This window comes from Micromonospora sp. WMMA1976, from assembly GCF_027497335.1.
GTDB classification, from domain to species: Bacteria; Actinomycetota; Actinomycetes; order Mycobacteriales; family Micromonosporaceae; genus Micromonospora; species Micromonospora aurantiaca.
The window spans coordinates 1,126,156-1,148,638 of sequence record NZ_CP114912.1; the positions used below are offsets into that span (position 1 = coordinate 1,126,156).

Annotated in this window: 25 protein-coding genes; 21 read left to right on the forward strand and 4 right to left on the reverse strand. The window is 72.8% G+C overall.

The annotated features are described in order from the left end of the window. The first annotated feature begins 80 nt into the window (after positions 1-80). The 8 genes from ftsY (at position 81) to O7546_RS05405 (ending at position 9,723) form a co-directional block, all read left to right on the forward strand. Positions 81-1,271, forward strand: coding sequence for a signal recognition particle-docking protein FtsY (ftsY, locus tag O7546_RS05370; RefSeq protein WP_013284575.1), 1,191 nt, complete (start codon positions 81-83; stop codon positions 1,269-1,271). An 8-nt stretch (positions 1,272-1,279) separates the two neighbouring features. Beyond that, a complete protein-coding gene (locus O7546_RS05375) occupies positions 1,280-2,143 on the forward strand; it encodes an aminoglycoside phosphotransferase family protein (protein WP_174361701.1) in 864 nt (287 codons plus the stop codon). A gap of 226 nt (positions 2,144-2,369) precedes the next feature. Further along, positions 2,370-3,665, forward strand: coding sequence for an ammonium transporter (locus O7546_RS05380; RefSeq protein WP_281601142.1), 1,296 nt, complete (start codon positions 2,370-2,372; stop codon positions 3,663-3,665). Positions 3,666-3,690: 25 nt separating this feature from the next. Further along, the gene (locus O7546_RS05385) at positions 3,691-4,029 is read left to right on the forward strand and encodes a P-II family nitrogen regulator (RefSeq protein WP_013284578.1); all 339 of its coding nucleotides are present in this window, start codon (positions 3,691-3,693) and stop codon (positions 4,027-4,029) included. A gap of 17 nt (positions 4,030-4,046) precedes the next feature. After that, positions 4,047-6,311, forward strand: coding sequence for a [protein-PII] uridylyltransferase (locus tag O7546_RS05390; RefSeq protein ID WP_194799707.1), 2,265 nt, complete (start codon positions 4,047-4,049; stop codon positions 6,309-6,311). 114 nt (positions 6,312-6,425) lie between these two features. Then, positions 6,426-7,979 (forward strand): signal recognition particle protein, encoded by a 1,554-nt coding sequence (ffh, locus tag O7546_RS05395; protein WP_194799708.1) that lies wholly within the window; start codon positions 6,426-6,428, stop codon positions 7,977-7,979. Between the two features lie 67 nt (positions 7,980-8,046). Beyond that, on the forward strand, positions 8,047-8,625 hold the full coding sequence (locus tag O7546_RS05400) for a Uma2 family endonuclease (protein ID WP_194799709.1): 579 nt from the start codon (positions 8,047-8,049) through the stop codon (positions 8,623-8,625). Between the two features lie 18 nt (positions 8,626-8,643). Then, positions 8,644-9,723, forward strand: coding sequence for an amidohydrolase family protein (locus tag O7546_RS05405; protein WP_194799710.1), 1,080 nt, complete (start codon positions 8,644-8,646; stop codon positions 9,721-9,723). A gap of 42 nt (positions 9,724-9,765) precedes the next feature. Here the strand turns inward: O7546_RS05405 and O7546_RS05410 are convergent, their stop codons facing one another. After that, entirely contained in the window at positions 9,766-10,359 is a 594-nt protein-coding gene (locus O7546_RS05410) for a TetR family transcriptional regulator (protein WP_194799711.1), read from the reverse strand. Positions 10,360-10,434: 75 nt separating this feature from the next. On the opposite strand from O7546_RS05410, the gene proS reads away from it, so the two are divergent. The 12 genes from proS to O7546_RS05470 all read left to right on the forward strand — a co-directional run bounded on the left by proS (position 10,435) and on the right by O7546_RS05470 (position 18,734). Next, a complete protein-coding gene (gene proS, locus O7546_RS05415; protein WP_194799712.1) occupies positions 10,435-11,841 on the forward strand; it encodes a proline--tRNA ligase in 1,407 nt (468 codons plus the stop codon). 1 nt (position 11,842) lies between these two features. Beyond that, a complete protein-coding gene (locus O7546_RS05420) occupies positions 11,843-12,511 on the forward strand; it encodes a DUF402 domain-containing protein (RefSeq protein ID WP_135243758.1) in 669 nt (222 codons plus the stop codon). Positions 12,512-12,753: 242 nt separating this feature from the next. Next, positions 12,754-13,212 (forward strand): 30S ribosomal protein S16, encoded by a 459-nt coding sequence (gene rpsP, locus O7546_RS05425; protein ID WP_018786330.1) that lies wholly within the window; start codon positions 12,754-12,756, stop codon positions 13,210-13,212. Beyond that, positions 13,187-13,447 carry an RNA-binding protein gene (locus tag O7546_RS05430; protein WP_026268109.1) on the forward strand — a complete coding sequence of 87 codons (261 nt, stop codon included), beginning with the start codon at positions 13,187-13,189 and terminating at the stop codon, positions 13,445-13,447. Before rpsP ends, O7546_RS05430 begins: the two co-directional genes overlap by 26 nt. Beyond that, positions 13,447-13,986, forward strand: a complete 540-nt coding sequence (rimM, locus tag O7546_RS05435) for a ribosome maturation factor RimM (RefSeq protein ID WP_281600566.1) — start codon at positions 13,447-13,449, stop codon at positions 13,984-13,986. The genes O7546_RS05430 and rimM overlap by 1 nt, the downstream gene beginning before the upstream one ends. Positions 13,987-14,013: 27 nt before the next feature. Further along, entirely contained in the window at positions 14,014-14,802 is a 789-nt protein-coding gene (gene trmD / locus O7546_RS05440; RefSeq protein WP_194799714.1) for a tRNA (guanosine(37)-N1)-methyltransferase TrmD, read from the forward strand. Between the two features lie 143 nt (positions 14,803-14,945). Further along, the gene (rplS, locus tag O7546_RS05445) at positions 14,946-15,305 is read left to right on the forward strand and encodes a 50S ribosomal protein L19 (protein WP_013284591.1); all 360 of its coding nucleotides are present in this window, start codon (positions 14,946-14,948) and stop codon (positions 15,303-15,305) included. A 168-nt stretch (positions 15,306-15,473) separates the two neighbouring features. Further along, the gene (gene lepB / locus O7546_RS05450) at positions 15,474-16,358 is read left to right on the forward strand and encodes a signal peptidase I (RefSeq protein WP_194799715.1); all 885 of its coding nucleotides are present in this window, start codon (positions 15,474-15,476) and stop codon (positions 16,356-16,358) included. Further along, on the forward strand, positions 16,355-16,987 hold the full coding sequence (lepB, locus tag O7546_RS05455) for a signal peptidase I (RefSeq protein ID WP_269696289.1): 633 nt from the start codon (positions 16,355-16,357) through the stop codon (positions 16,985-16,987). Before lepB (O7546_RS05450) ends, lepB (O7546_RS05455) begins: the two co-directional genes overlap by 4 nt. A gap of 90 nt (positions 16,988-17,077) precedes the next feature. Beyond that, positions 17,078-17,545, forward strand: coding sequence for an NUDIX hydrolase (locus O7546_RS05460; protein ID WP_269696290.1), 468 nt, complete (start codon positions 17,078-17,080; stop codon positions 17,543-17,545). Next, positions 17,539-18,414 (forward strand): ribonuclease HII, encoded by an 876-nt coding sequence (locus O7546_RS05465; RefSeq protein WP_194799718.1) that lies wholly within the window; start codon positions 17,539-17,541, stop codon positions 18,412-18,414. The genes O7546_RS05460 and O7546_RS05465 overlap by 7 nt, the downstream gene beginning before the upstream one ends. Further along, complete coding sequence (locus O7546_RS05470; protein ID WP_011905215.1) at positions 18,411-18,734, forward strand: DUF2469 domain-containing protein; 324 nt, start codon at positions 18,411-18,413, stop codon at positions 18,732-18,734. Before O7546_RS05465 ends, O7546_RS05470 begins: the two co-directional genes overlap by 4 nt. 24 nt (positions 18,735-18,758) lie before the next feature. Here the strand turns inward: O7546_RS05470 and O7546_RS05475 are convergent, their stop codons facing one another. Next, positions 18,759-19,865 carry a sulfite oxidase gene (locus O7546_RS05475; RefSeq protein WP_281600567.1) on the reverse strand — a complete coding sequence of 369 codons (1,107 nt, stop codon included), beginning with the start codon at positions 19,863-19,865 and terminating at the stop codon, positions 18,759-18,761. Beyond that, positions 19,862-20,521, reverse strand: coding sequence for a class I SAM-dependent methyltransferase (locus O7546_RS05480; RefSeq protein ID WP_194799720.1), 660 nt, complete (start codon positions 20,519-20,521; stop codon positions 19,862-19,864). The genes O7546_RS05475 and O7546_RS05480 overlap by 4 nt, the downstream gene beginning before the upstream one ends. Positions 20,522-20,733: 212 nt before the next feature. On the opposite strand from O7546_RS05480, the gene O7546_RS05485 reads away from it, so the two are divergent. Then, complete coding sequence (locus tag O7546_RS05485; protein WP_228531724.1) at positions 20,734-21,273, forward strand: M23 family metallopeptidase; 540 nt, start codon at positions 20,734-20,736, stop codon at positions 21,271-21,273. Positions 21,274-21,286: 13 nt separating this feature from the next. Here O7546_RS05485 and O7546_RS05490 read toward each other — a convergent pair whose 3' ends face one another. Next, on the reverse strand, positions 21,287-22,468 hold the full coding sequence (locus O7546_RS05490; RefSeq protein WP_194799722.1) for an aminotransferase class V-fold PLP-dependent enzyme: 1,182 nt from the start codon (positions 22,466-22,468) through the stop codon (positions 21,287-21,289). Between the last annotated feature and the right edge of the window lie 15 nt (positions 22,469-22,483).

Genomic DNA, 22,483 nt, shown 5'->3' on the forward strand with positions numbered 1-22,483 from the left:
GTGTGAGCGTACCCGCAGGTTGTTCGCGTGCCGAGGCGGTGAGTGGGACGCCGTCGCCGGCATCTGACAGGATTTCGGGCATGACGGAATACCTCCTCGTCGCTCTCGCCCTGCTCGGCGTGCTGATCATCGGCGGCCTGAGCCTCGTGGTGCCCCGGCTGCGCCGGCGCCCGCAGCCGCCGCTGCCGCGTACGGAGGTCGACACCCGGACCGAGGAGGACCTGGCCGGCCCGCCGGTCGAGGCCCCGGAGGCGGAACTCACCACCGGCGTGGTGGTCGAGGCGCCGCCGGCCCCTCCGGTCGAGGTGCCGCAGGTCGAGGTGCCGGAGCCGACCGCCGGCCGCCTGGTCCGGCTGCGCTCGCGGCTGTCCCGCTCGCAGAACGTCTTCGGCAAGGGCCTGCTCGGCCTGCTCAGCCGCGACCGGCTGGACGAGGACACCTGGGAGGAGATCGAGGACAGCCTGATCACCGCCGACGTCGGCATCGACGCCACCCGGGAGATCGTCGACCGGCTGCGCGAGCGGACCCGGGTGCTCGGCACGCGGACCGGGGAGGAACTGCGCGCGCTGCTCGCCGCCGAGCTGGTCAACGCGCTCGACCCGGGCCTGGACCGCTCGCTGCGCACCGCGCCGAAGGAGGGCGTCCCGGCGGTGGTGCTCGTGGTCGGCGTCAACGGCGCCGGCAAGACCACCACCTGCGGCAAGATCGCCCGGGTGCTCGTCGCGGACGGCCGCAGCGTGCTGCTCGGCGCCGCCGACACGTTCCGGGCCGCCGCCGCCGACCAGCTGGAGACCTGGGGCGGCCGGGTGGGCGCCGAGACGGTCCGCGGGCCCGAGGCCGCCGACCCGGCGAGCGTCGCGTTCGACGCGGTCAAGCGCGGCATCGACACCGGCGTGGACACCGTGCTCATCGACACCGCCGGCCGACTGCAGAACAAGATCGGCCTGATGGACGAGCTGGGCAAGGTCAAGCGGGTGGTGGAGAAGCACGGCCCGATCGACGAGACGCTGCTGATCCTCGACGCCACCACCGGCCAGAACGGGCTGGAGCAGGCGCGGGTCTTCACCGAGGCGGTGAACGTCACCGGCGTGGTGCTGACCAAGCTCGACGGCACCGCCAAGGGCGGCATCGTGATCGCCGTGCAGCGCAAGCTCGGCATCCCGGTCAAGCTCGTCGGCCTCGGCGAGGGCAAGGACGACCTGGCCCCGTTCGACCCGGCACAGTTCGTCGACGCGTTGCTCGGCACCGAGCCGCTCGCCCGGGACGCGTAGCCTCTCCCGTGACGACTGACGATCGCGCCTACGCGGGGTGGCGCGACCCCAGCCACCCGTCGCCACGCCTCGGGAGACCGTACGTGACTTCGCAGGAGATCCCGCTGCACGGCGGGAACGTGAGCACCGTGGTCCGTGTGGGAGACACGGTCCGGCGCAACGCCGGCCCGTGGACGCCCTCCGTGCACGCGCTGCTGCGCCACCTGGAGTACGTCGGATTCACCGGCGCGCCCCGGGCGCTCGGCATGGACGAGCGCAACCGGGAGGTCCTGTCGTACCTGGAGGGGGAGTGCGGGGAGTACCCGCTGGCCCCGCACTGGGTCACCGACGAGGCCCTGGTCACGGTGGCCACCATGCTGCGGATGTTCCACGACGCGCAGTACGGCTTCACCCCGCCGCCCGGCGCGGTCTGGCGCTCGTTCGGGCCGCCCCCGCCGGACACCGAGGTCATCTGCCACCACGACGCCGCGCCGCACAACGTGATCTGGCGTCCCGACGGCACGCTCGGGCTGATCGACTTCGACCTCGCCTCGCCCGGCGCCCGGATCTACGACGTGGCGTACGCGGCCTGGACCTGGGTGCCGATCTTCTCCGACCGGGACTCGATCACGCTCGGCTGGAAGCACCCGGACCGGCCGCGCCGGCTGCGGCTGTTCGCCGACGCGTACGGGCTGATCCCGCGCGACCGGCACCGGCTCATCCGGACCATCCGCAAGCGCATCGTCGACCACGTCGAGGGCATCCGGCGGATGGCCGCCGCCGGTGAGCCGGCGTTCGTCCGGATCGTCCACAAGGGCCACCTGCGTCGCCCTATGCGTGACCTGCGGCTGCTCGACTACGAGCGGCACCAGCTGGAGTACGCGCTGCGCTGAGCAAGATCGGCGTTCTTCACACGCCGGAAACAACCCGTCACGCGTCGGAAATCGCGCGGTGTCGCTGAAGGAAACAGCCGGCGACAAAGCTTCCGCGCAACCGGCTGACGGGCGATGCTGCCAGGTCTCAGTCGGAGGGAGGAATACGACAACGAGAGGAGGCAGCGTGGAGATCGACACCGGGAACACTGCCTGGTTGCTTGTCTCGACTGCCCTCGTGCTGCTCATGACCCCCGGTCTCGCGCTGTTCTACGGCGGCCTGAACCGGTCCAAGGGCGTTCTGAACATGATGATGATGAGCTTCTCGTCCATCGGGCTCGTCAGCATCCTGTGGCTTTTCTACGGCTTCACCGTCGCCTTCGGCGAGGGCGGCAGGTTCTGGGGTGACCTGGGCCAGTACCTCGGTACCAAGACCTTCGTCGGCGAGAGCGACCTGTGGGGCGAGACCGGCATCCCGATCTACGTCTTCATCGCCTTCCAGATGATGTTCGCGATCATCACCGTGGCGCTGATCAGCGGTGCGCTGTCCGACCGGGTGAAGTTCGCCGGCTGGCTGCTGTTCGCGTTCGGCTGGGCCACCCTGGTCTACTTCCCGGTCGCCCACATGGTCTGGGGCGGCGGGCTGATCGGCGGCGACATCGGCGCGCTGGACTTCGCCGGTGGTACCGCCGTGCACATCAACGCCGGTGCGGCGGCGCTCGCGCTGGTGCTCGTGCTCGGCAAGCGGGTCGGCTGGCCGCGCGAGAGCATGAAGCCGCACAACGTCCCGATGGTCGCCCTCGGCGCCGCGCTGCTGTGGTTCGGCTGGTTCGGCTTCAACGCCGGTTCCGAGCTGACCGCCGACGGGGTCACCGCGCTGGCGTTCATCAACACCCAGGTCGCCACCGCCGCCGCGCTGCTCGGCTGGATCGTCGTGGAGTGGCTGCGCGACGGCAAGCCGACCCTGGTCGGCGCCTCGTCCGGCGCCATCGCCGGCCTGGTCGCGATCACCCCGGCCTGTGCGTTCATCACCCCGGCCGCAGCGGTGCTGCTGGGCGTGGTGGCCGGTGCGGTCTGCGCCCTCGCGGTCGGCCTGAAGTACCGGCTCGGCTACGACGACTCGCTCGACGTGGTCGGCGTGCACTTCGTCGGCGGCTGGATCGGCTGCCTCTGGATCGGCCTGTTCGGTACCGCCTCGGTCAGCTCGCTGGTGGAGACCGACGGTCTGCTCGTCGGCGGCGACGCCTCGCTGCTCGGCAAGCAGGCGATCAGCGCGCTGATCGTCAGCGTCTACTCCTTCGTGGTCGCCTTCGCCCTGGGCTTCGTGATCGACAAGACGATCGGCCTGCGGGTCTCCGCCGAGGCCGAGGTCGACGGCATCGACATCGCAGAGCACGCGGAGAGCGGCTACGACCTGTCGCCCACCACGGGCAGCAGCGGTGGTGCGTTCGCGATGGCCGGGATCGGCGCCGGCAAGTCGGCCGCGGAGCCCGCCGTCGAGACCGACGAGTCCGCGCCGGTCAGCGAGAAGGTCGCCGGTTAACGTTCCTGGGATGGAGGGGTTGGACATGAAGCTGGTGACCGCGGTCATCAAGCCGTACCAGCTGGACGCGGTGAAGGAGGCCCTGCACGCGCTCGGCGTGGCCGGGCTGACCGTCAGCGAGGTCCAGGGCTACGGCCGGCAGAAGGGGCACACCGAGGTCTACCGGGGTGCCGAGTACACGGTCGAGTTCCTGCCCAAGATCCGGGTCGAGGTGCTCACCGACGAGATGGACGTCGACAAGATCGTGGACGCGATCGTCGGCGCCGCCCGGACCGGCAAGATCGGCGACGGCAAGGTCTGGGTGACCGGCGTCGAGGAGGTCGTCCGGGTGCGTACCGGCGAGCGCGGGCTCGACGCCCTCTGATCGCCGGATCCGCCGACGTGACCTCGTTGACCACGGCCGCCGCCCCCACCGGGGACGGCGTGCCCGTGGTCAACGAGGTCGCCGGCGTTCCCGCCGGCATCGGCGCGGCCGCCCGGACCGCCCGGGCCGACGCGCTCGACGCCTGGCTGTGCCGGGCCTTCCCGGACCGGGACGGGGTCGCGCTCGTCGCGGTGGGCGGGCTGGGCCGTCGCCAGTGCGCCCCCTACGGCGACCTCGACCTGGTGCTGCTGCACGCCGGGGTACCCGGCATCGACGAGCTGGCCGCGTCGCTCTGGTATCCGATCTGGGACGCCGGGCTGCGGCTCGACCACTCGGTCCGCACCGTCGCCGAGGCGCTGTCGGTGGCCCAGGACGACGTCAAGGTCGCCCTCGGCCTGCTCGACGCCCGGCACGTGGCGGGCGATCCGGCGCTCACCGACCAGCTCTCCCGTACCGCCACCGACCACTGGCGGCGGACCGCGATCCGCCAGCTCCCCGGCCTGCGCGAGATCACCGCCGCGCGCTGGGAGGCGCACGGCGAACTGGCCTTCCTGCTCGAAGGTGACCTCAAGGAGGCGGCCGGCGGGCTGCGCGACGTGGGCATCCTGCGCGCCATCGCCACCGCCGGCGTCACCGACGCGCTCCGTCCCGCCGTGTACGCGGCGCACCGGCGGCTGCTGGACACCCGCGACGCGCTGCACCAGCAGGTGGGCCGCCGGGTCGACCGCCTGGTCGCCCAGGAACGCGACGGCGTGGCGCGGCTGCTCGGCGCCGAGGACGGCGACGCGCTGCTGCGGCTCGTGGCCGGCGACGCCCGCACCGTCAGTCACGCCCTCGACGACGCCTGGCGGGCCGCCGACCGGCTCCGCTCCGGCCGGCACCGCGCCGCGCCCGGCCGCCCGCTGCGCCGCCCGGTCGCCCGGGACGTGGTGGAGCAGGACGGCGAACTCGTGCTCGCCCGCACCGCCATCGGGGCCCGCCCCGACCCGAGCCTGTCGCTACGTGTGGCCGCCGCCGCTGCCACCACCCGGCTGCCGATCGCGCGCGCCACCTGCGAGTGGCTCGCCGCGTACTGCCCGCCGCTGCCCGCGCCCTGGCCACCGGCGGCCCGCGCCGCGCTGATCACCCTGCTCGGCGCCGGTCCCGGCCTGGTGCCCGCCTGGGAGACCTGCGACAGGTACGGGCTGATCGACCGCTGGCTACCCGAGTGGACCCGGATGCGCAGCCTGCCCCAGCACAACCCGGTGCACCGGTTCACGCTCGACCGGCACCTGGTGCAGACCGCGTACGAGGCGAGCCGGCACACCCGCGACGTGGAACGGCCCGATCTGCTGCTGCTCGGCGCGTTCCTGCACGACATCGGCAAGGGGCTGGACGGCGACCACTCGACCGTCGGCGCGCCGCTGGCCGAGGCGGTGGCCACCCGGATCGGGCTGCCGCCGGACGAGGCGGCGCTCATCGGCACGCTGGTCCGGCTGCACCTGCTGCTGCCCGACGTGGCCACCCGCCGTGACCTGTCCGACCCGAAGACCGTCGCCGGCGTCGCCGAGCGGGTCGGTGACACCGGCACGCTGGAACTCCTGCACGCCCTGGTCCGCGCCGACGCCGCCGCCACCGGCCCGGCCGCCTGGTCCGGCTGGAAGGGCCGGCTGATCGCCGAACTGGTGAGCCGGGTGCGCACCACGCTGGACACCGGTGTGGTGCCCGCCCCGCCGGCCCCGGACCCGGCGCTCGTGGCCGGGCCGCTGCCTGTCGTACACCTGGGGGAGGACCGGGTGTCGGTGGCCGCGGCCGACCGGCGCGGGCTGCTCGCGACGGTGGCCGGGTGCCTGGCGCTGCACCGCCTGGAGGTGATCTCCGCGGACGCCGCCACCGTCGACGGCCGCGCCCTGGTCGAGTGCCGGGTGCAGCCGCGCTACGGGCTGGCCCCGGAGCCGATCGCGCTCAGCGCCGACCTGCGCCGCGCGGTCGGCGGCGACGTGTCGGTCATCCAGCGGCTGCGCGGCCGGGCCCTCGCGGCGCGCAGCCAGGGCGCCGCGCCGCGGGTGGTGTGGCACCGGGAGGCGGCCACCGACGCGGTGCTGCTGGAGCTGCGGGCCGCCGACGCCGCAGGGCTGCTGTACCGGGTGACCTGCGCGCTGGACGAGGCGGGCGCCCAGGTGCGGGCGGCCCGGATCTCGACGCTGGGCGGCGACGTGGTGGACGCGTTCTACCTGGTCGGCGGCTGGCCCTCGGACGAGGAACGGGCCCGGATCGAGGCTGCGGTGCTGGCCGCCGTGTAGCGGAACGCGCCGCCGGGCCGGAGCGGGGGTGCGGGCGGCGGGCTACCCTAACGGTGGGCTGGACCACCGGCCCGGCAGCATGTACCCGCCGAAAACGACAAACGGGATGTTCGCGTGTTTGACACCTTGAGTGACCGCCTGTCCGGGATCTTCACCAAGCTCCGCGGCAAGGGCCGGCTCACCGACGCCGACATCGACGCCACCGCGCGCGAGATCCGGATGGCGTTGCTGGAGGCCGACGTCGCCCTGCCGGTGGTCAAGGGCTTCATCGCGAACGTCAAGGAGCGGGCGCGCGGCGCCGAGGTCTCCCAGGCGCTCAACCCGGCGCAGCAGATCGTCAAGATCGTCAACGAGGAGCTGATCAAGGTCCTCGGCGGCGAGGGGCGGCGGCTCCAGTTCGCCAAGCACCCGCCGACCGTGATCATGCTGGCCGGTCTCCAGGGTTCCGGTAAGACGACGCTCGCCGGCAAGCTGGCCCGCTGGCTCAAGAGCCAGGGCCACCAGCCGCTGCTCGTCGCCGCCGACCTCCAGCGTCCCAACGCCGTCGGTCAGCTCCAGGTGCTCGGTGGCCGGGCCGGGGTCGAGGTGTACGCCCCGGCGCCCGGCAACGGCGTCGGCGACCCGGTGCAGGTGGCCCGCGACTCGATCGAGCACGCCCGCCGTGCCGCCCGGGACATCGTCATCGTCGACACCGCCGGCCGGCTCGGTATCGACACCGAGATGATGCAGCAGGCCGCGAACATCCGCGACGCCGTCCAGCCGGACGAGGTCATCTTCGTCATCGACGCGATGGTCGGCCAGGACGCGGTGCGTACCGCCGAGGCGTTCCGCGACGGCGTCGGCATCACCGGCGTGGTGCTGTCCAAGCTCGACGGCGACGCCCGCGGTGGCGCCGCGCTCTCCGTCCGCGAGGTGACCGGCCAGCCGATCCTGTTCGCCTCCACCGGCGAGAAGCTGGAGGACTTCGACGTCTTCCACCCGGACCGGATGGCCAGCCGGATCCTCGGCATGGGCGACGTCCTCACTCTGATCGAGCAGGCCGAGGCGGCCTTCGACTCCGATCAGAAGGAGAAGATGACCGCCAAGCTGATGGGCGGGGAGACCTTCACGCTGGAGGACTTCCTCGATCAGCTCATCGCGGTCCGGCGGATGGGCCCGATCGCCAACGTGCTGGCCATGATGCCGGGCATGGGGCAGATGAAGGACCAGCTCGCCGAGCTGGACGACAAGCACTTCGACCGGGTCACCGCGATCATCAGGTCGATGACCCCGGCCGAGCGCACCAACCCGAAGATCATCAACGGCTCCCGCCGGGCCCGCATCGCGAACGGCTCCGGCGTCACCGTCATGGACGTCAACCAGCTGCTCAACCGCTTCGCCGACGCGCAGAAGATGATGAAGCAGATGGGCGGCATGATGGGCCTGCCCGGCGGCGGCCGGCGCAAGGCGACCAAGTCGCCGAAGAACAAGCGCAAGGGCACCAAGGGCGGCGGGCGGCCGCGTACCGGCGCCGGCATGCCGGGCGGCTTCCCGGGCGGGATGCCGCAGCTCCCGCCGGGCCTGGACCCGGGCGACCTGGCCGGTGGGCAGGGCCTGCCGCCGGGCTTCAAGCTCCCGAAGATCGACTTCAACAAGCTCGGCAAGGGCGGCGACAAGGGCCCGCGGTAGCGTGTCGGTGACGGTGGGCGACATTGCTGTCTCTTAAGGTGATGTCGCCCCCTGGAAGGAGATGTCAATGACCGCGGCCCCGATCCTGCCGGAGCGGCACGAGTGGACGGTCGACGACCTGGGCGAACTGCCCAAGGACCTTCCGTACGAACTGATCAACGGAAGGTTGATCGTGCCGTCGCCCACTCTGCTGCACCAGGACATGTGTGTCCGTCTCCTGCTCGCGTTGGAGGTCAACTGCCCGAAGGAGTACCAGGTCGGCATCGACCTGTCGATGCGGGTCGACCACCGGAACGAGCCCCGGCCGGACGTCGTCGCGGTCGTGCGGGGTAACGCCAACCGGAGCCCGCTGCCGGTCGAGGACGCGGTGCTCGCCGTCGAGGTCATCTCGCCGACCTCCACCTTCCGCGACATGTACGACAAGGCCAGGGTCTACGCGTACGCGGGCGTCCGCTCCTACTGGGTGCTCGACCCCATCAAGGAGAAGATCACGCTGACCGAGTACGCGCTCGGCGCCAACCTCGAGTACAAGCAGGTCGGTCAGACAGACGACGTGTTCGTCACCGCACGGCCGTGGAAGGTCTCGATCGATCTGCCGGCGCTGACCGCGCGCCGCAACGACCTGCTCGCCGGCGAGGAGGGCTGATCGGGTAGGACTGTGCACATGGCTCTGCACGTGCGCGGTGTGTTCCTTCCCGACGACGAGGTCCGGGACGTCTGGCTGGTCGGCGACCGGGTCACCTTCGAACCGGTGCCCGGCGCCGAGACGGTGGCCGACGGCGGCTTCGTGCTGCCCGGCCTGACCGACGCCCACTGTCACATCGGCATCGCCCGCGGCGGAAGCCCGATCACCTCGCTCGACCAGGCACGGGACCTGGCCCGGATCGACCGGGACGCGGGCGTGCTGGCGATCCGCGACGCCGGCTCGCCGTACCCGTACCCCGAACTGGAGGACGAGCCGGACCTGCCGCGACTGGCCCGCGCGGGCCGGCACGTCGCGCCGCCGAAGCGCTACCTGCGCGACATCGGCGTGGAGGTCGGCGCTGCCGAGGTCGCCGCGACGGTGGCCGCGCAGGCCGCGGCCGGCAACGGCTGGGTCAAGCTGGTCGGCGACTGGATCGACAGGGGCGTGGGCGACCTGGCGCCGGCCTGGGACGCCGACACGATGACCGCGGCGGTCGCCGCCGCCCACGCCGCCGGCGTACGCGCGGCGGTGCACACGTTCTCCGAGTCGGCGGTGGAGATCATGGTGCGGGCCGGGGTGGACTCGGTTGAGCACGGCACCGGGCTGAGCCTCGACCTGATCGACCTGATGGCCCGGCAGGGCACCGCGCTGGTCCCCACGATGATCAACATCCGGACGTTCGGCCACATCGCCGAGCAGGCCCGGCCCAAGTTCCCCGGGTACGCCGACCACATGCTCGCCCTGCGCGACCGCTTCCCCGAGGTGGTGCGCGCCGCGCACGAGGCGGGCGTGCCGATCTACGTCGGCACCGACGCGGGTGGGGGCATCGACCACGGCCTGGCGGCCGAGGAGATGCTGCTGCTGCACGAGCAGGCCGGGATGTCCGCGCCGGACGTGCTCGCCGCCGCCTCCTGGCGGGCCCGGGAGTGGCTCGGCTTCCCCGGGCTGGTCGAGGGCGGTCTCGCCGACCTGGTGGTCTACCCCGAGGACCCGCGCCGCGACCTGCGCGTGGTCCGCGCCCCCAGCCGGATCGTGCTGCGCGGCCGGGTCGTCCGCTGACCTGCGGTCGGTGGCGGTGGTGACCGGCCGCCGTCGGCGGCCCTAGCGGGCCGTCGCCGCCGTCAGGAACAGGCGTACCGCCAGGTCGGCCAGCCGGTCGGCGGTCTCGTCCACCGGGCCACCGGGCAGCACGATGTGGCTCACCACCAGGCGTACGACGCTGTCCGCCGCGAACGCCAGGGCCGCCGGATCGGCGTCGGGCAGACGCTCACCGGTCCACTCCAGCAGCGCCCGCGCGGCCTCGGCGAGCACCAGCTCGGACCGGGTGGTGAGGTAGGGCAGCAACTCCTCCGAGCCGCCCCGGGTGCTGGTCAGCACCGCCCTCACCAGCGGGTTCTCGGCGGCCGAGGCGAGCGTGCGGTGGATCGCCGCGTACGCGGCCGCGCGGACGTCGGAGTCGTGCTCGTCCAGCGCGGACCGGACCTGGCCGACGAACCGGTCCACCTCGTGCCGGGCCAGCGCCTCGCCCAGGCCCGCCTTGGTGCCGAACTCGTTGTAGACCGTCTGCCGGCTCACCCCCGCCGCGCTCGCGACCGCACCCATCCGGACCCCGGCCCAGCCGGTCGTGACGGTCAGCGAGCGGGCGGCGTCGACGATCGTGTCGCGCACCGGCGTGACGTTCCTGGGCTTAGACATGGTGATCGAAGTCTACGGGCGCTGTTCCGCGCCCGGCTGCGCCGACCCGTCACGGGACGCATAGGATGTGCGGTCATGGCACGCGTGCTCACTCCCCGTGCGGAGGACTTTCCCCGCTGGTACCAGGACCTGATCGCCAAGGCGAAGCTGGCCGACAACGGCCCGGTCCGGGGGACCATGGTGATCCGACCGGCCGGCTACGCCATCTGGGAGCGGATGCAGGCCGAGATGGACGCCCGGATCAAGGCGGCGGGTGCGGAGAACGCGTACTTCCCGCTGTTCATCCCGGAGAGCTACCTGAAGCGGGAGGCCGAGCACGTCGAGGGCTTCTCGCCGGAGCTGGCGGTGGTCACGCACGGTGGCGGCAAGCAGCTCGCCGAGCCGGTGGTGGTGCGGCCCACGAGCGAGACGGTCATCGGCGAGTTCATGGCCAAGTGGATCGACTCGTACCGCGACCTGCCGCTGCTGCTCAACCAGTGGGCGAACGTGGTCCGGTGGGAGCTGCGCCCGCGGATCTTCCTGCGTACCAGCGAGTTCCTCTGGCAGGAGGGGCACACCGCGCACGCCACCCGTTCCGACGCCCGCGCCTACGCGCGGCGGATCCTGCACGAGGCGTACGAGGATCTGATGGTCAACGTGCTCGGCATCCCGGTGGTGGTGGGCCTGAAGACCGCCCGGGAGCGCTTCGCCGGCGCCACCGCCACGTACACGTGCGAGGGCATGATGGGCGACGGCAAGGCGCTCCAGCTGGGCACCAGCCACGAGCTGGGCCAGAACTTCGCCAAGGCGTTCGACATCAGCTACTCGTCGGCCGAGGGCGGCCGGGAGCACGCGTGGACCACCTCCTGGGGCACCTCCACCCGGATGCTCGGCGGCCTGATCATGTGCCACGGCGACGACAACGGGCTGCGGGTGCCGCCGAAGCTGGCGCCGGTCCAGGCGTACGTGATGATCGTCAAGGACGGCGAGGGCGTGAGCCAGGCGGCGGCCAAGCTGTGCGACGCGCTGCGCGACGCCGGGGTGCGGGTGGCGCTCGACGACCGGACCGACACCGCGTTCGGCCGCCGCGCCGTCGACGCCGAGCTGCGCGGCTACCCGGTCCGCGTCGAGGTCGGCCCGCGTGACCTGGCCGCCGGCAACGCTGTGGTGGTCCGGCGTACGGACGGCTCGAAGGCCCCGACGCCGGTGGCCGACGTGGTCGGCGCGGTGGTGGCCGCGCTGGAGGCCGACCAGCGGGCGCTGCACGACCAGGCGCTGGAGTTCCGCCGGTCCCGCACCGTCGAGGTGTCGACGCTGGCCGAGGCGATCGAGGCGTCCGCCACCGGCTGGGCGCGGGTGCCGTGGTCGGCGGTCGGCGTCGAGGGCGAGGCCGAGGCGAACGGCCAGGGCGTGACGGTCCGCTGCCTGGTGCGCGCCGACGGCTCGGTGCCGGACTCGGAGGACGAGCCCGACCTGGTGGCGATCCTCGCCCGCGCGTACTGAGATGCGGCCCGGCGATCCGGCCGGCCGGTTCGCGCCGGGGCGGCTGATCCTGCACCGGAACGTGCGGCACGGCCGGATCGGCTGGGTCCGGTCGGCCCGCGTGGTCTCCGACGACGAGCGTGGCCTGCTGCTCTGGGTGGCGCGGACAGCGCCCGTCGCGCACGAGGTGACGGAGGCCGGCCTGGGCATGCGGGCCGTGCCGTTCGCCGAGTGGGTGACGTCGTCCTACCGGCTCGCGCAGGGGCTGTGGAACGGCCCGCCGGTGCTGAAGTTCCTGCCCACCGGCGCGGCCCACTCGGTCTGGTGGTTCCGCGACGCCGCCGGCCGCTTCCAGAACTGGTACGTCAACCTGGAGGAGCCCGGCGTCCGCTGGGACGACGGCACGGTGGCCGGGGTCGACATGGTCGACCAGGACCTCGACGTCGTGGTCCACCCGGACCTGAGCTGGGAGTGGAAGGACGAGGACGAGTTCGCCGAGCGGCTGGCGTTCCCGGAGCACTACTGGGTGACAGACGAGAAGGCGGTACGCGCCGAGGGCGAGCGGGTGATCCGGATCGCCGAGGCGGGGGAGTTCCCGTTCGACGGCACCTGGTGCGACTTCACCCCGCCCGCCGAATGGGACGTACCGGACGAACTTCCGCCGGGCTGGGACCGCCCGCCGGTGCGCTGAACGAGTGTCCTCGGTCACGGTCCGGGCTGCCCCGGGCGTGGTGTCCGGGTCCGGTGTGAGAGTTCCGGTCCGGATCTGGCAGAATGGTTCGCTGGTATCCGGCACGCGTCCGGCGCCCTCTAACCCGGGCGCGTCGCCAGTTCACCGAGCAGTCTCCGGCCCAAACCCCACTGTGCCGGTCGGCGCTCACCCGCCACACCGCCCGTACGGGCCGGTGAGATCGCAACAGGAGCGAAACAACTGTGGCCGTAAAGATCCGGCTCCTGCGGATGGGCAAGATCCGCAACCCGCAGTACCGCATCGTCATCGCCGACTCGCGCACCAAGCGTGACGGTCGCGCGATCGAGTTCGTCGGTGTGTACCAGCCGAAGGAAGACCCTTCGGTGATCGAGGTCAAGTCGGAGCGGGTCCAGTACTGGCTCTCGGTCGGCGCCCAGCCGAGCGAGGCCGTGCAGCGCCTGCTGGAGCTGACCGGTGACTGGCAGAAGTTCAAGGGCCTGCCGGCCCCGCCGCCGCTGAAGGTCGCCCCCGAGCGGGCCGACCGCAAGGCGGCGTACGAGGCCGAGGCGAAGGCCGCCGCCGGCGTGGCGGACACCCCGGCGAAGCCGGCCAAGAAGGCCGCCGCCAAGGCGGAGGAGCCGAAGGCCGAGGCCCCCAAGGCCGAGGAGCAGACCGGTGCCGAGTCCGGCGAGCAGGCCTGACATGCCGCTGCGTCCCGCTCTGGAGCACCTGGTCAAGGGCATCGTCGACCACCCGGACGACGTCCGGGTGCGCATGGTCGACTCCCGTCGGGGCAAGCGCCTCGAAGTCCGCGTGCACCCCGAGGACCTCGGCACGGTGATCGGGCGGTCCGGCCGGACCGCCAAGGCGCTGCGCCAGGTGATCGGCTCCATCGGCGGGCGTGGGGTACGCGTCGACATCGTCGACTCGTACTGATGCTTCTCGTCGTCGGCCGGATCGGTAAGCCGCACGGCATCCGCGGTGAGGTCACCGTGGAGGTGCGTACCGACGAGCCCGAAGCACGGTTCGCCCCCGGCTCGGTGTTGACCACCGAGCCGGGGGCCACCCCGTCGGAGCCCGGTGCCTGGCGGGTGCCGCCGACACTCACCGTCGAGTCGGCCCGCTGGCACCAGGGCCGCCTGCTCGTCGCCTTCGAGGGCGTGCTGGAGCGCGACGTCGCCGAGGCGCTGCGCAACACGCTGCTCGGCGTGGACAGCGCCGACGTCGCCCCGCCGGAGGACCCGGAGGAGTTCCACGACCACCAGCTGGTCGGGCTCGCCGTGGTCACCCGCGGCGGCGAGCACGTGGGCGAGGTGGCCCGCATCGACCACGCGCCCGCGTCCGACATGCTGGTGCTGCGGCGCCCCGAGGGGCGTACCGCGCTGGTCCCGTTCGTCAAGGCGATCGTGCCCGAGGTGGATCTGGCCGGCGGTCGCGTCGTCGTCGACCTGCCCGGTGGCCTGCTCGACCTCTAGCTCTCGACCTCCGGCTGGAGCCACCGCATGCGCGTCGACATCGTGTCGATCTTCCCCGAGTACTTCGCCCCGCTGGACCTGTCGCTCATCGGCAAGGCCCGCGCGAACGGCACGCTGCGGCTGGCCGTACACGATCTGCGGACCTGGACCCACGACGTGCACCGCACCGTCGACGACACGCCCTACGGCGGCGGTCCGGGCATGGTCATGCGGCCGGAGCCGTGGGGTGAGGCACTGGACGCGCTGGCGCCCGGCGAGCTGAGCCCGGACGGGCACACGCTGCCCCGGCTGCTCGTGCCGTCGCCCGCCGGCGTCCCGTTCACCCAGGCCCTGGCGCACGAGCTGGCCGCCGAGTCGCACCTGCTGTTCGCCTGCGGCCGCTACGAGGGCATCGACCAGCGGGTGCTGGACCACGCGGCGACCCGGATGCCGGTGACCGAGGTCTCGCTCGGCGACTACGTGCTGTTCGGCGGCGAGGTGGCCGTGCTGGTGATCCTGGAGGCGGTCACCCGGCTGCTGCCCGGTGTGCTCGGCAACGCCGGGTCGCTGGACGAGGAGTCGCACGCGCACGGGTTGCTGGAGGCCCCGCTCTACACGAAGCCGGCGAGCTGGCGCGGGCTGGACGTGCCCGAGGTGCTGCGCTCCGGCGACCACGCCCGGATCGACCGCTGGCGGCGGGACGAGTCGCTGCTGCGGACCGCGGCCCGGCGCCCCGACATGATCGGCGCGCTGGCCCCGGAGACGCTCGACGAGCGGGACCGGGCGACGCTGGACCGGGGCGGATTTTCCCCGCCACCGGGGCATGTGGCAAAGTAGAGGGGTTGCCGCATCCGTCCACGCCGTGGGCGGCTGCGAGGACCCCCGACCGGGGCCGGTCCCGCCGGTCACCACCCGGGGGTCAGAATCACCCATCCGCGCATCGAGTGACGATGCGCCGTGAGCCTCACGAGGACACAGCGATGAACATCCTGGACGCCCTTGACGCCCAGTCGAAGCGTACCGACCTGCCCGACTTCCGTGCCGGTGACACCGTCAAGGTGCACGCGCGGGTCGTCGAGGGCAACCGCTCCCGGGTCCAGATCTTCCAGGGCGTCGTCATCCGCCGCCAGGGCGACGGCCTGCGCGAGACCTTCTCGGTCCGCAAGGTCAGCTTCGGTGTCGGCGTGGAGCGGACCTACCCGCTCAACGGCCCGGGCATCGACCGGATCGAGGTCGTGACCCGCGGTGACGTGCGTCGCGCCAAGCTCTACTACCTGCGTGAGCTGCGCGGCAAGAAGGCCAAGATCAAGGAGCTGCGGGAGAAGCAGCCGGCTAACTGATCCGCGTTCGCCACGCCGCCCGGGCTGCGCGGATGTCGTATCGACCAGACCGCATTACCCTGGTCGGTACGGGCGCAGCCGGACGGTGCGAAACGGTCCACTACCGCCCGTGGGGTCTCCGAGGAGACTCCCGGGCGGTAGTGTCGTTTCCGCGGACCGGAGAGTGGCATGGTGCAGATGGTTGACGAGGACGGCGCCGTCGATCCCTGGCGCCGGCGGGCCCGCCGCGGCCGCCGCCAGATGCCGCTCTGGCAGGAGCTGCCGCTGCTGCTGATCGTGGCGTTCTGCCTCGCGGTGCTGATCCGGACGTTCCTGCTCCAGGCGTTCTTCATCCCCTCCGGCTCGATGGAGGACACGCTGCTCGTCGGTGACCGGGTGCTCGTCAACAAGGTCGTCTACGACGTCCGGGACCCGATCCGTGGCGAGGTGGTGGTGTTCCGGGGCACCGACCGCTGGGTCGCCCAGGAGGCGCCCGCGCCGCCGACGAACTTCGCCGGCCGGGTCGGCCGCACACTCGGCGACCTGGTGGGCGTCAGCCGCCCCGGCGAGAAGGACTTCATCAAGCGCGTCATCGGCGTACCGGGCGACAAGGTCTGGTGCTGCGACGACGGCCGGGTGGTGGTCAACGGGGTGCCGCTGGACGAGACGGCGTACGTTTCCGAGGACTCCCCGGTCGAGCTGCCACCCAATCCGAAGGAGTGCCGGTCCCGGCAGTTCACCGAGGTGGTGGTGCCGCCGGGGCAGATCTTCGTGATGGGTGACCACCGGCTGGTCTCGCAGGACGCCCGATGTCAGGGACCGGTGCCGATCGAGAACGTGGTCGGCCGCGCCTTCATGATCGTCTGGCCCTCGCAGCGTTGGACGAGTCTGCCCGTACCGGAGACCTTCTCGAGCGTGCCGCGCGCGGACGCCGCGGCGGCGCCGGGGCCGGTGCCGGTGGATCCCGACCCGGTCGGCGGCGTCGTCCTGATCCTCCCGGTCGCGGCGACGCTCACCGTTCTGGCGGGTTCGGGGCGACCGCGGCATACCCGGCGACGTAGGCTCCACCCGTGATCGACGAGCAGACCGAGAAGCCCCGCAGCTCCTTCTGGAAGGAGCTGCCCATCCTCCTGGGCGTGGCGATCCTGGTCGCGGTGCTGGTGCGTGCCTTCGTGCTGCAGACCTTCTTCATCCCGTCGCCGTCCATGGAGAACACCCTCAAGATCGACGATCGGGTGCTTGTCAACAAGCTGGTCTACGACTTCCGTTCGCCGCACCGGGGTGAGGTCATCGTCTTCAAGGCGCCCATCGAGTGGAGCGGCAACCCCGACGGCGAGGACTTCATCAAGCGGGTGATCGGCGTCGGCGGCGATCACGTGGTCTGCTGCGACCGCACCGGCGGCCAGGAGCGGCTGGTCATCAACGGCAAGCCGATCGACGAGCCGTTCATCTTCCCCGGCAACAAGCCCGCCGACCAGGACTTCGACATCACCGTGCCGAAGGGGCGCCTGTGGGTCATGGGTGACCACCGGGAGGCGTCCGGCGACTCGCTGGAGCACTGGCAGCAGTCGGGCGAGGACATCAACGTCGCCACCATCCCCGAGGGCGAGGTCGTCGGCCGGGCCTTCACCATCTTCTGGCCGGTCAGCCGCGCGACCTGGCTCAGCGTTCCGAAGCAGTTCGACGGGATCCCCAATCCCTGAGCAGGCTCGCGCCACGCTCCGGCCCGCCGGCCCTGCGCGGCCGGCGGGAGGGCGTGGTCGTTCGTCGCAGGCGTCTGGCAGGCTGGTGCGGTGACCGTCTACACCCCTCGTCGCGCGGCCCGGGTGCTGCTGGTCGACGCGTCCGACCGGGTGCTGCTCTTCCAGGGCAGTGATCCGGCCCGGCCGGGTCACCGGTACTGGTTCACCCCCGGCGGCGGGCTGGACCCGGGGGAGTCCCCGGCCGACGGCGCCGCCCGGGAACTGGCCGAGGAGACCGGCCTGCGGCTGGCCCCGGCCGAGCTGGGCGCGCCGGTCTGGTCGGACACCGTCGAGTTCCCGTTCGACGGCGTCTGGTACCGCCAGGAGCAGCAGTTCTACCTGGTCCGGGTGACGGGCTGGGAGGTCGACACCGCCGGGTTCACCGACGTCGAGCGGGCGAGCGTGCACGGGCACCGCTGGTGGCCGGTCGCCGAGCTGGCCACCAGCACCGAGCGCTACTACCCACCGGACCTGCCCGGCTGGCTCGGCGCCGTGCTGTCGGGAGGCGGCGCATGCTGACTCCGCCGCGCACCGTGGTACGCCGCGACGGCGGCCTCTACGCGCTGGAGCGGGCCCTGCAACGGCGCGGCTTCCGGCACGTGGCGGGCGCCGACGAGGCCGGTCGAGGCGCCTGTGCCGGGCCGCTGGTGGCCGCCGCCGCGATCCTGCCCGAGGGCCGGCGCGGCGAGATCGACGAGCTGGCCGACTCGAAGCTGCTCACCCCCGCCGCCCGCGAGCGCGTCTACGACGAGGTGGTGGCACGGGCCCTGGCGTACGCCGTGGTGGTCATCCCGGCCGAGGAGGTCGACGCCCGCGGGCTGCACGTGTGCAACCTCGCCGCGATGCGCCGGGCGCTCGCCTCGCTCACCACCCGCCCGGAGTACGTGCTGACCGACGGCTTCGGCGTCGACGGGCTGGACGTGCCGGGCCTGGCGGTCTGGAAGGGTGACCGGGTGGCCGCGTGCGTGGCGGCGGCCAGCGTGCTGGCGAAGGTCACCCGGGACCGGATGATGGTGGAACTGGACGGGCGGTTCCCCGGCTACGGCTTCGCCGAGCACAAGGGCTACATCACCGCCGAGCACAGCGCCGCCCTGCGCGCGCTCGGGCCCTGCCGGGAACACCGCTTCTCGTACGTGAACGTGGCCGCCGTCTCCGGACGGGACGGCCGGCCTCCCCGCGCCCGCCGCCCGGCGGGCACCGACGCACCGTCGCCCGAGCCCGTAGCAGGGCTGCCGGGTCTCGGGCCCGGCGCGTTCGCCGGCCGCCCGGACGAGCCGATGGGGCGCTGCGGCGCGTCAGGGGGTACCGTCGGCGTGGCGTTGGGCGAGCAGCCGCGACCTCCGGCGTCGGTGGGGGAAGATGTGGTCATGGAAGGCGGAGTGCGATGAGCGCGGAAGATCTCGAGAAGTACGAGACCGAGATGGAGCTGCAGCTCTACCGGGAGTACCGGGACATCGTCCGCCAGTTCTCCTACGTGGTGGAGACCGAGCGCCGTTTCTACCTGGCCAACCAGGTCGACCTGCACGTGCGCAACTCCGACGGCGAGGTCTACTTCGAGGTCGAGATGCACGACGCCTGGGTGTGGGACATGTACCGCCCTGCCCGTTTCGTCAAGAATGTGCGAGTGATGACGTTCAAGGACGTCAATGTGGAAGAGCTCGAAAAGCCCGACATCTCGCTTCCCGCAGATTCCGGATTCGGGAGCTGACCGCAGGCGGCTGAACGCCGGAGATCACTCCGCCGGCACGACCACCTCGACCCGCTGTACCAGGTTGTTCGCGAACCCGCCCCGGTTCCACGGCTGCTCGACCGGCTGGGTACGCCCCGACGCGTCGGTCGCCCGGGCGCCGAGCACGTACCGCCCCGGCGTCGCCGTCCAGCTCACCGACCAGCGGCGCCACGCCCACTCGCCTCCGGCCGGCTCGTCCAGGACCGCCGGCGTCCACGTCCCACCGCCGTCGGTCGTCACCTCGACCGAGATCACCGGCGCGTGGCCGGACCAGGCCCGGCCGTCCAGAGTGCACGGCCCGGGCCGCAGCACCCGGGTGCGGGACATGAAATCCGGGAACCCGGGCGGACGCACCAGCGCACGCGGCTCGATCCGGATCACCGGCACACCCGGGTCGTCGGCGTCGCGCCGCAGCCGGTAGGCCACCGCGTTCTGGTAGCCGTCGAACGGCTCGGTCGTCACGGTGATGTCGCGCAGCCACTTCACGTGCGCCATGCCGTACCAGCCGGGCACGATCAGGCGCAGCGGCGCGCCGTGCTGCGGCAGCAGGGGAGCGCCGTTCATCTCGTACGCCAGCAGCACCTCCTCACGCAGCGCGTCTGCGACCGGCAGCGCCCGCTGGTAGTCCTGCTCGACGCCGCGCTCCACCCCGTGGTCCGCGCCGGTGAACACCGCGTCCACCGCGTCGCCGGACAGGCCGGCCTCGCGCAGCAGCGGCGCCAGCGGCGTACCGGTCCACTCGGCGTTGCCCACCGCCTCCACCAGCCAGGGCTGGCTGACCGGGCGGGGATGCAGCAGCGCCCGCCCGTTGCCGGCGCACTCCAGCGTCACGCGGTGTGTCACCCGGGGCCGGTCGCGCAGCGCCGCCAGGTCCAGCCGCAACGGACGCTCGACCGCGCCGGACACCTTCAGCGCGTACGCGGCCGGGTCGACGTCCGGGATGTCGTAGTGGATGAGCAGGTAGTGCAGGCCCGCCGGGGTCACGTCGTACCGCAGCGCCTCCAACGGGATGCCGTGGTTACGCGCGGCGAGCTGAAGCTCCTCGGCGCTGATCGCCTCGTCCGGCCCGGCCACCCGGGAGGGCCGGCTGAAGTCGTCCACAGTGGTCATTCCTGCTCCGTCCGCTCCAGCACGTCGTAGCCCGCGAACGTGAACATCCGCGCACCCGGCGCCAGCGGGCGGGGCGTGCCGGTGAAGCGGTGCGCGCCGACGCCCACACCGTCGGCCGGGCTGGTCACCGCGACCGGCTCGAAGCCCTCCTCGGCGAACCACTCGCAGATGACCGGCACCAGGTCCGGCTCCCGCCGGTGCCGCGTCCACAGCACCGTGCCGCCGGTGGCGCAGAGCGAGGCGCAGTGCCGCACCGTGGCCCGGATGTCGTCGTCGCTGATGTTGCCGAAGATGCCGCAGACCAGCACCAGGTCCGCCGGCGCCAGGTCGGCGTACCGGTCGGTCAGCGAGGCGTCCCCGGTCACCACCTCCACGCCGGTGAGCCCGGCGTCGGCGGCGGCACGGCGGGCCGGATCGGTGTTGCGCGGATCCAGCTCGACCAGGCGGGCGGTCACGTCGGCGCCCCGCGGATGGGCGGCCAGCACCGGGATCAGGTCGCGGCCCTGGCCCGCGCACAGACTCAGCGCGCGCAGCGGACCGGGTGGTGCCGCGTCGAGGGCGTCGGAGACACGCTGCCGCACCTCGGCGAGCCGCCGGGCCAGTGCGGACTCGGGCTGGTCGTAGTCGCGGTGCCAGGCGTACCAGTCCTTCGTCACCCGGCCAGCATAGGCGTCCGGGCCGTAGCAGATCGGCCCCGAATTCGGCGCTCGTCCACAGTGAGGGCGTCGTCCACAGGGCCGGCGGGTGGGGTGCGCGGGAGGGTGCCCGGGCTGGGCAGGGTGCTCGCGTGCGTTCCTCGATCTCTTACGCCGTGGTGTTGTTCCTCGTCGTCTGTCTGCCGGGGCCCTCCGCGTCTTCCCGGACGACGCTGTCGGCCTCGGTCGGGCCGTTGTCGGGGTTACCTGCGGGTGCCCCGACTCCTGGTGCTTCGGCGGCGGGCGGCTCGGCTGCGGGACTTCGGGGTGCGCCCGGTGGGCGGTTCCGGTGGCCGCTGCCGGGCGCGCCCCGGGTGGTGCGGCGCTTCGACCCGCCGCCGCAGCCCTGGCTGTCCGGGCACCGGGGTGTCGACCTCGCCGCCGAGCCGGGCGCGCCGGTGCTGGCGGCCGGCGCCGGGACCGTCCTGTTCGCCGGCACCGTCGCCGGCCGGCCGGTGCTCACCGTCGGCCATGCCGACGGGCTGCGCACCACATACGAACCGGTCCGCTCCCGGCTCGCCGCCGGTACCCGTGTGGACGCCGGCACGCCGGTCGGCGTCCTGCTCGCCGGGCATCCCGGGTGCGTGGAGGCGGCCTGCCTGCACTGGGGACTGCGACGCGACGCGGAGTACCTCGATCCGCTGGCCCTGCTCGGGCTCGGTCGCGTCCGGTTGCTGCCGCTGCACCCCGTCCCCGCCGACCTCGCCGGGTGATCGGGCGTGTCGCTCAGCCCTGGGCGAGCAGCGCAGGCAGCCGGACGGCCAGCCGGTCGTACTCGTCGGGGGTGTTGTAGACCTGTCCGCACAACCGCAGGTAGCCGCGCCCGTTCCAGCCGGCGATCGACACCTCGGCGGAGAGCCGGTCGGCGATCCGGGTCCGCAGCTCCCGGGCCGCGTCCAGCGTCGTCGCGACACCGGGCGGCAGCGGCACGAGCCGCATGGCGACCGCCGGTCCGCCGGGCTCCGGCAGCCGCTCCGGCGCCACACCGAGCGCGTCCCCGACGACCCGTTGCCCGTACGCGGCCAGCGCCGCGTTGTGCGCGCGTACCCGGTCCACGCCGAGGCTGCGCAACGTGAACAGGCCCACCGGCGCGGCCAGCCAGCCGGTGTAGTCGAGCGTCGCCTGCCACTCGACACGGACCGGGAAGCCGCTGTCCTGCTCCCACGAGACGACGAGCGGCTGGATCTTCTCCCGCCACTGCGGCGCCACCACGAGTACGGCGGTGCCGCGTGGCGCGTACGCCCATTTGTGCAGGTTGCCGACCCAGAAGTCGGCGCCTACCGACGCGACGGTGGCCGGCAGCATGCCCGGCGCGTGCGCGGCGTCCACCAGCACCGGCACGCCCTGCTCCCGGGCCACCGCGACGATCGCCGCGGTCGGGAAAAGCCGGGCGGTCGGCGAGGTGAGCTGGTCGACGATCAGCAGCCTGGTACGCCCGGGCCGCAGCCCGGTGCGGACGATCTCGACCACCTCCTCGTCGGTGGCGGTCAACGGCACCGGCAGCGTGCGGTGCACCGCCCCGGTGCGGGCGCACTCCCTGGCGATCGAGAGCGCCACCGCCCCGTACCCGTGGTCGGTGGTCACGATCTCGTCGCCGGGGCGCAGCGCCAGCGACTGCAACACCACGGCCGCGCCGGTGGTGGCGTTGCCGACGAGCGTGGTGCCGTCCGGGTCGGCGCCGAGGAACGCGGCCAGGTGACGGCGGGCGTGGGCGATCCGGTCGACCAGGCCCTGCGTGAAGAACCGCAGCGGGTTGGCCTCCATCTCGTCGCGCAGGCGCTGCTGGGCGCGTTGCACGGCGATCGGTACGGCGCCGAACGAGCCGTGGTTGAGATGGCTGACGGAGGGATCGAGGGAGAAGAGCAGCCGAGCCCCGGGAATCGGCTCGGGCGGCTGCGGCACCGTCATGCACCGATCCTAGCC

Bases quoted from the DNA above. Each gene is read 5' to 3' on its own strand.
- O7546_RS05380 (WP_281601142.1), top strand. From the start codon at position 2,370: ATGACCCCCGGTCTCGCGCTGTTCTACGGCGGCCTGAACCGGTCCAAG.
- O7546_RS05465 (WP_194799718.1), top strand. From the start codon at position 17,539: ATGCTGACTCCGCCGCGCACCGTGGTACGCCGCGACGGCGGCCTCTAC.
- rplS (WP_013284591.1), top strand. From the start codon at position 14,946: ATGAACATCCTGGACGCCCTTGACGCCCAGTCGAAGCGTACCGACCTG.
- O7546_RS05490 (WP_194799722.1), bottom strand. From the start codon at position 22,468: ATGACGGTGCCGCAGCCGCCCGAGCCGATTCCCGGGGCTCGGCTGCTC.
- lepB (WP_194799715.1), top strand. From the start codon at position 15,474: ATGGTGCAGATGGTTGACGAGGACGGCGCCGTCGATCCCTGGCGCCGG.
- ftsY (WP_013284575.1), top strand. From the start codon at position 81: ATGACGGAATACCTCCTCGTCGCTCTCGCCCTGCTCGGCGTGCTGATC.
- O7546_RS05410 (WP_194799711.1), bottom strand. From the start codon at position 10,359: ATGTCTAAGCCCAGGAACGTCACGCCGGTGCGCGACACGATCGTCGAC.
- O7546_RS05475 (WP_281600567.1), bottom strand. From the start codon at position 19,865: ATGACCACTGTGGACGACTTCAGCCGGCCCTCCCGGGTGGCCGGGCCG.
- proS (WP_194799712.1), top strand. From the start codon at position 10,435: ATGGCACGCGTGCTCACTCCCCGTGCGGAGGACTTTCCCCGCTGGTAC.
- O7546_RS05400 (WP_194799709.1), top strand. From the start codon at position 8,047: ATGACCGCGGCCCCGATCCTGCCGGAGCGGCACGAGTGGACGGTCGAC.
- O7546_RS05385 (WP_013284578.1), top strand. From the start codon at position 3,691: ATGAAGCTGGTGACCGCGGTCATCAAGCCGTACCAGCTGGACGCGGTG.
- O7546_RS05470 (WP_011905215.1), top strand. From the start codon at position 18,411: ATGAGCGCGGAAGATCTCGAGAAGTACGAGACCGAGATGGAGCTGCAG.
- O7546_RS05420 (WP_135243758.1), top strand. From the start codon at position 11,843: ATGCGGCCCGGCGATCCGGCCGGCCGGTTCGCGCCGGGGCGGCTGATC.
- O7546_RS05405 (WP_194799710.1), top strand. From the start codon at position 8,644: ATGGCTCTGCACGTGCGCGGTGTGTTCCTTCCCGACGACGAGGTCCGG.
- trmD (WP_194799714.1), top strand. From the start codon at position 14,014: ATGCGCGTCGACATCGTGTCGATCTTCCCCGAGTACTTCGCCCCGCTG.
- rimM (WP_281600566.1), top strand. From the start codon at position 13,447: ATGCTTCTCGTCGTCGGCCGGATCGGTAAGCCGCACGGCATCCGCGGT.